Origin of the sequence: Bradyrhizobium sp. STM 3809, assembly GCF_000239795.1 — a bacterium.
Classification (GTDB): domain Bacteria; phylum Pseudomonadota; class Alphaproteobacteria; order Rhizobiales; family Xanthobacteraceae; genus Bradyrhizobium.
Window position 1 is genome coordinate 1 of record NZ_CAFJ01000164.1, and the last position, 5,301, is coordinate 5,301.

The following is a 5,301-nucleotide window of genomic DNA, read 5'->3' on the forward strand; positions in this document are numbered from 1 at the left end:
CGTGAGCCGACGGAGCGGTGAATTATGCCTATCTTGCGCTACTTTCTGTTTGTCGGCGGTACTTTGTTCGCGCTGCTGATCCTAGCTGACGCCGTGCTTCCCAGCGTACCGCTGCCGACAAACTTGACAGCCGCATCCGATCTGCCGCCCGTACGCATCAAATCCGACCGGAAGTGGCCCGAGCGGATCGTGATGGACAGCTCGATGCCGTCCCCCGTCACGATCGCGAAGGCCGAGCCGCCCGCGATCGCCGCAGCCGCGGAGGCCGTGCGGAGCAATCCGCGCGACGCTTTCGCCCAGATGAAGGTCACGGATTCGAGGCGCGAAGCGGCTGTCTCCGAGGCGCCGCGTACGGCGGCAAAGACGTCGGAGGCGGCGACCAGATCGGCGGCAAGCCCGAAGCGGAAGATTGCGAAGGCTCGTCCGGGCAAGCCGATGATCCTCGTCGCACAGCAGCCTCATGCCGGCGGATTCTTTACCACGTGGTAGCAGGCCAGCTGCGGCTGGCGCCATTTCAGCGCAGGTTCCTCTCTGCCGAGGTGTCTGGAGCGCCGTCATCGGGCCGCCGGGCTGCCTTGATCTTGCGCAAAGTGCACTCCCGCCGGAGCGCCTAGCGTCACCTTGATGGGACAAGGGCGCACCGCCCTCAGCCCAGGGAGACGCAGAATGACCACCCCGCCGCCCAATCTTTCCATCTCGCCGGAGAAGGTCGCCTTCGTCGTGACGAAGGCTCATCAGTACGAGATGGAAGCCGCTGAGCCGGAATTGCTTGCCGATCTTGCTGACGACGACTCCGCGCCAGGCACGGGTGGCCGCGGTCAGAACACGGATCGATCCGAGCTCGTCAGCTTCATCAAAGGGCTCAATGTCGACGAGCAGATCGATCTGGTGGCGCTGACATGGCTCGGTCGCGGCGACGGCTCGCTCGAGAATTGGGATGAGCTGCGCGCGCAGGCAGCCCAGGCGCACAACAACCGTACGGCCACCTACCTGATCGAGACGCCGATGCTCGGCGACTATCTGGAGGAAGCCCTGTCGGAGTTCGGTCTCTCCTTGGAAGATTTCGAAGAAAGCCTCTAGGGCTTGGCTCGCATTGCCTTCGCGCTTGCGAGCGATGAGGGAGTAGGATGATGGACAAGATGAAGGTCGGGACTGGTGACTGGGTCGTCGTTTGCGATGGACGGAAAGCGCTGATCCTGGAGAACCTCGGCGACAGCATGTTTCCCAACCTGCACACCAAGGAGGTCCATGAGCACGAGAACGACCGAACGAGCGCTCTGGGCAGCGATGCGCCGGGCTCGGTGCAGCAATCTTTCGGCCACGCACGCAGCTCGGTGGAGCAGACGGACTGGCACGACCAGGCCGAACGGGCCTTTCTGAAGCAGATCGCCGATCGGCTCCATCATGCGGTGCTCGCCGGCGAGACCAAATCCTTGACCATGGTGGCATCGCCGCGCGCGCTCGGGATGATCCGCGCCGATTATTCCGATGCCGTGCGCAAGGTCCTGCATGGCGAGGTCCACAAGGACCTGGTCAAGCTTCCGGTGTACGAGATCGAGAAGCAGCTACTCGCCTAGGCAGCAGCTCAATCTGTGAACTCTGACCTATCGACGGTCTCGCCTGCGGACCCTCGGTGTCCGGGCGAGATCATTGAGATCCTTCGAACGACCGCTCCTTGTCCGGCGCGGCCGGTACGAGGCTCGCGTCGGGGTGTTCGGCCGCCTTCTCGACGATCACGTAACCGCAATCTTCCAGCCACGAGATGAGACGGTCGGCCATGGCATAGTCCCAGGTCGGGTAGGAGCGAGCAATGACTTGGCGGGGTGTGAGCTTGCGAGACATACTTGGCTTCGCCCTAGACTAGATTTTTCGGTTGAATGACGCCGGGTGTTGCGCTGCCTGTTGAACCCCCGAGCTTCTGACCGGTTCCTGCTGACATTCGTTCGGAGCAATAGCCATCACTCTCGCGCTCTTGGCGCCACTCTCGCCGCTGTCAGCACGTGCTGACTATCTGTGATTGCAGATCTTCGGAGGTAACCGCCGTGGCGGCAATGTCCTGTCTCTTCTCGGCGATCTCATATCCGCAGTGGTCGAGCCATGCGATCAATCGATCGGCCATGGCGTAATCCCAGCTGGGATATGATCTGGCGATGACTTCGCGTGGCGTGAGTTTTCGAGCCATGATGTTGACCTGTCTGAGCGCTTCGCCCCGATCCATCCGAAACTGTTGTCGCTTCGTGGTGGAAATCAGTTCTTTTTGTTACATTTGATGCCGATAGATGACTTTTACCTTTCCGGCGCGCCCGAGCCGACGAGGTTGGACGCAATTATGGTGAAAACATCCTCGCCGGTCCAAGCTTCGTCTCATTTCGGATGTTGGTTGTGGCGTTGTCGTGCAAGTAACAAGGCGGTTCTGTGACTAGCGCCGCGATGTTTCGTCACGGCCGCGCGGGGAATCCTGAGAAGGTCCGCTTGGTCTCATTGGAAACAGCGTCATCGCGCATCTTGCTGGAACCGACTGAGCTATCTGCGCTTTCCAGTGGCGTGGCCAAGGTCGATAGGTGCCAGGATGTGACTGGCGCGTGCGCAATGGGAGCTATGCCATGACGCGGATGTGTCTCGCGGTGTTGTTGACGGGTCTCGTGGTCGGGGCCGGCAGCGCGGCGGCCAATCAATCCTGTGGTCCGGGGTGCCATGTCGCTCCGAATGGCGGATGCGTCGTCGACGGCTGGGAGACAGGAGCCCCGGTGTGGAACGAGTGCCCTGCGGGCGCCCGGCCGAGGCCGCCATGTGGCGCCGCCTTCAAGTGGAGCCGGCAGGCCAGGGCGTGCATCATGAGATGAGCGATCGGCCGGCGCTCGGGCAGGTGGGTTGGACGTTGCCGCTCGTCGACCCGCCGGCGCTTTGGGCTCAGAGTTCGGGGGCCAGGTCGGTGGCGGCCGATACCGCGCCGATGTCCAATGTGAACAGGCGCTGACTGTCAGCGTCGTCGGAATAGGCCAGGACCTGCTGCAGCAGGTCGATCACCGCGGTCGCTCGCGCCTGCTCGTCGGTATCGTCGTAGCGTGTGGCAGCCAGCACCGAGCCGTTGGCCTCGCACATGGCCTTGATCTGAACAATCATCATTGCATCCCATGCCGCTTCGATGCGCGGGACGATGGCGGAGATCGTCTTAAATTCGCGCAAAATGTTCCAAACAAACTGACGGTATTATCGCGCTCGTCTGAGCGCCCTTGAGACCGCTCGGGGGAGCTTGCGTCAGCCAGCCTTGGCACGAATGACGTCGCGCGGCGCTCGGGTGCCGAAGGCCTGCCGAATCCAAGCACGCGCAGGAGCCTCGATCAGCATGTAGCTGACCCAGGCGACCGCCGTGACGATTGCAACAAACGAAGCAAGCCTCAGGATCAGCTCGAGGAAACCCGGCGTATCGGACCTCCCGAACATCGCGAGCCTGATCAGGAAGGGATGCAGCAGATAGATTGAATAGCTGCACTCGCCGCCAATGATGATGGCGCGGGACGACAGCCACCGGCCGTGGCCGTAACGGCTGGTGGCGATGAAGACGATCGAGAAGCCGATGATTTCGATCAGCCGCACTGTGAGCTCGATCGAGAATGACCAGCCCGGCAGGCGGGGTTGCATGAACAGCAGAATCGGAGCGCAGGCCAGGCCCGCCAGCGAAAGCCAGAACAGCGCCGAGACGGCGCGCCGCTCTGCGTCCTGGGGCTGTGCGGCCACACGATTCTGGTAGATCATCGCCGCAAGGCACCCGGCGAGGAACTGCGACACGTGCAGATAAGGTGCGTAGTAGGTGAGCCACTGCATCCCGTTCTCTTTGAGGCTCGGCGCAATCATTCGCAGCATGGCGTCGCCGAAGGTGAAGAATGCGACGATGGTGATCGCGAATGCCAGGATATTTGCGGCCGCAAGCCAGATCATCGTCGACAGCCGGACGATGCCGGCCAGGAGGAAACAGACGAACGGAAACAGCAGGTAGAAGAACAGTTCGACGCTGATCGACCACAGATGCGTCAGTGATGGGACGACGGCCACCAGCATGGTGCCGTTCTGAACCGGAAACCACGCCTGCGTCATCGTCACGATGAACCCAAGCGAGGGCGCCGAAAGTCCTCGGGCAATGGCGAGATAGGCGGTGATCGCTAGCACGACCGCCGCATACATCGGATAGAGGCGGGCGAAGCGGGCGATCGCGAATTCGCGAAGGGCGCCTCCGATCGGCTCGGACTGAAAGCGTCCCGCATAATTGAGCCAAAGGACGAAGCCGCTCAGCACAAAGAACATGGTCATGCCGATACTGCTGACCTGGGCAATCAACTCGGCCGTCCAGCCGTGGCCGAGCGAGGGAGCGCCGTGTCCGACGGCGACCGTCGCGGCAGCGATGAAGCGCAGCCCGGTCAGCGAGCCGATGAAACGTTGATCATTCACCTTGAGACGGGTCCTGGCGCGAGGCGGCGCAGTCGGGCTGCTTGGTGTTCATGGCCGAGGTTGTAGAAATCCGGGGAGCCGCAGGCAATCCCTCGCCAAGTGATCGGATCCGCGACTCGTCCGATGCCGCGCCTCTGTGCGACGCCGCACGATCCTCGGAGACGTTCGAGGCAAAAGGCTCGTCTCAGCCTCCGGCCGAATTCGACCAGCTTCGCCAGCTCAGGAGCCGATGCGGAAAATGACGACGCCTGTAAGCGCTGAAGGCCGGTCATCGAGGCCGATCGCGCACGAGGCGGCCGCGCTGCCACGGGCCAGCCATCCTGATCAAGGCGGGCCTGGCGCGCTCGGAAGGATTCGAACCTCCGACCCTCGGAATCGAAATCCGATGCTCTATCCAGCTGAGCTACGAGCGCAGACCGATGAAGGCGAACCTCCGTGCGGATCCGGATATCAGACTTGGACGGTCAAGACCAGCCTCCACAGGGTCTCTTCGGGTGAGGAGGCCACCCGCTTCAGAAGCAAGGATGTCGGTGGCGGTCCTGGCCGAGATAGGCGGCGGAGCTCTGGTAGCAGTGATTGGTCGAGGGGCCGTCGTAGAACGCGAAGGTGCCGGGCAGCGGGCCCGGGCCATAATTGTGCAGGAAGCTGATCGCATAGGGCAGGCCGTGGTGGTGGCGATGGTGTCTGTGATGGCTGCGCGCCTCCGAGGAGGCCGGAGCCAGGGCGGCCGCGGCAAGGATCAGGGCTGCGGCTGACAATGCGAGCTTGCTCATGTTCTTCCTCCGGAAACGGACGGTAAGGCCGCGATCTGGCCGGTAATCTAACCCGAGCGGGGCGGAAAGGGTGCGCAAAGAC

Annotated in this window: 9 protein-coding genes and 1 tRNA gene; 4 read left to right on the plus strand and 6 right to left on the minus strand. The window is 62.5% G+C overall.

Features of this window, described 5'->3' with window-relative positions; translation table 11 throughout:
- Positions 1-24: 24 nt before the first annotated feature.
- The 3 genes from BRAS3809_RS08745 (at position 25) to BRAS3809_RS08755 (ending at position 1,577) form a co-directional block, all read left to right on the plus strand.
- Positions 25-489: a hypothetical protein gene (locus BRAS3809_RS08745; RefSeq protein ID WP_035655793.1), complete on the plus strand. Its 465-nt coding sequence runs from the start codon at positions 25-27 to the stop codon at positions 487-489.
- A gap of 177 nt (positions 490-666) precedes the next feature.
- Positions 667-1,080, plus strand: a complete 414-nt coding sequence (locus BRAS3809_RS08750) for a DUF3775 domain-containing protein (RefSeq protein ID WP_008961727.1) — start codon at positions 667-669, stop codon at positions 1,078-1,080.
- Between the two features lie 50 nt (positions 1,081-1,130).
- A complete protein-coding gene (locus BRAS3809_RS08755) occupies positions 1,131-1,577 on the plus strand; it encodes a host attachment protein (protein WP_008961728.1) in 447 nt (148 codons plus the stop codon).
- 70 nt (positions 1,578-1,647) lie between these two features.
- Here the strand turns inward: BRAS3809_RS08755 and BRAS3809_RS08760 are convergent, their stop codons facing one another.
- Together BRAS3809_RS08760 and BRAS3809_RS08765 are read right to left on the minus strand one after the other, a co-directional pair.
- The gene (locus BRAS3809_RS08760; RefSeq protein WP_035655796.1) at positions 1,648-1,842 is read right to left on the minus strand and encodes a hypothetical protein; all 195 of its coding nucleotides are present in this window, start codon (positions 1,840-1,842) and stop codon (positions 1,648-1,650) included.
- A gap of 151 nt (positions 1,843-1,993) precedes the next feature.
- Complete coding sequence (locus BRAS3809_RS08765; protein ID WP_008961730.1) at positions 1,994-2,182, minus strand: hypothetical protein; 189 nt, start codon at positions 2,180-2,182, stop codon at positions 1,994-1,996.
- A gap of 421 nt (positions 2,183-2,603) precedes the next feature.
- On the opposite strand from BRAS3809_RS08765, the gene BRAS3809_RS37735 reads away from it, so the two are divergent.
- Positions 2,604-2,843, plus strand: coding sequence for a GCG_CRPN prefix-to-repeats domain-containing protein (locus tag BRAS3809_RS37735; RefSeq protein WP_083839071.1), 240 nt, complete (start codon positions 2,604-2,606; stop codon positions 2,841-2,843).
- 67 nt (positions 2,844-2,910) lie between these two features.
- Here the strand turns inward: BRAS3809_RS37735 and BRAS3809_RS08770 are convergent, their stop codons facing one another.
- From BRAS3809_RS08770 to BRAS3809_RS08785, 4 genes are all read right to left on the minus strand, one after another.
- A complete protein-coding gene (locus BRAS3809_RS08770; protein ID WP_240535628.1) occupies positions 2,911-3,186 on the minus strand; it encodes a hypothetical protein in 276 nt (91 codons plus the stop codon).
- Between the two features lie 72 nt (positions 3,187-3,258).
- Entirely contained in the window at positions 3,259-4,446 is a 1,188-nt protein-coding gene (locus tag BRAS3809_RS08775) for an acyltransferase family protein (RefSeq protein ID WP_008961732.1), read from the minus strand.
- Positions 4,447-4,782: 336 nt separating this feature from the next.
- A tRNA-Arg gene (locus BRAS3809_RS08780) sits at positions 4,783-4,859 on the minus strand.
- 99 nt (positions 4,860-4,958) lie between these two features.
- A complete protein-coding gene (locus tag BRAS3809_RS08785; RefSeq protein ID WP_008961733.1) occupies positions 4,959-5,219 on the minus strand; it encodes a hypothetical protein in 261 nt (86 codons plus the stop codon).
- Positions 5,220-5,301: the final 82 nt, after the last annotated feature.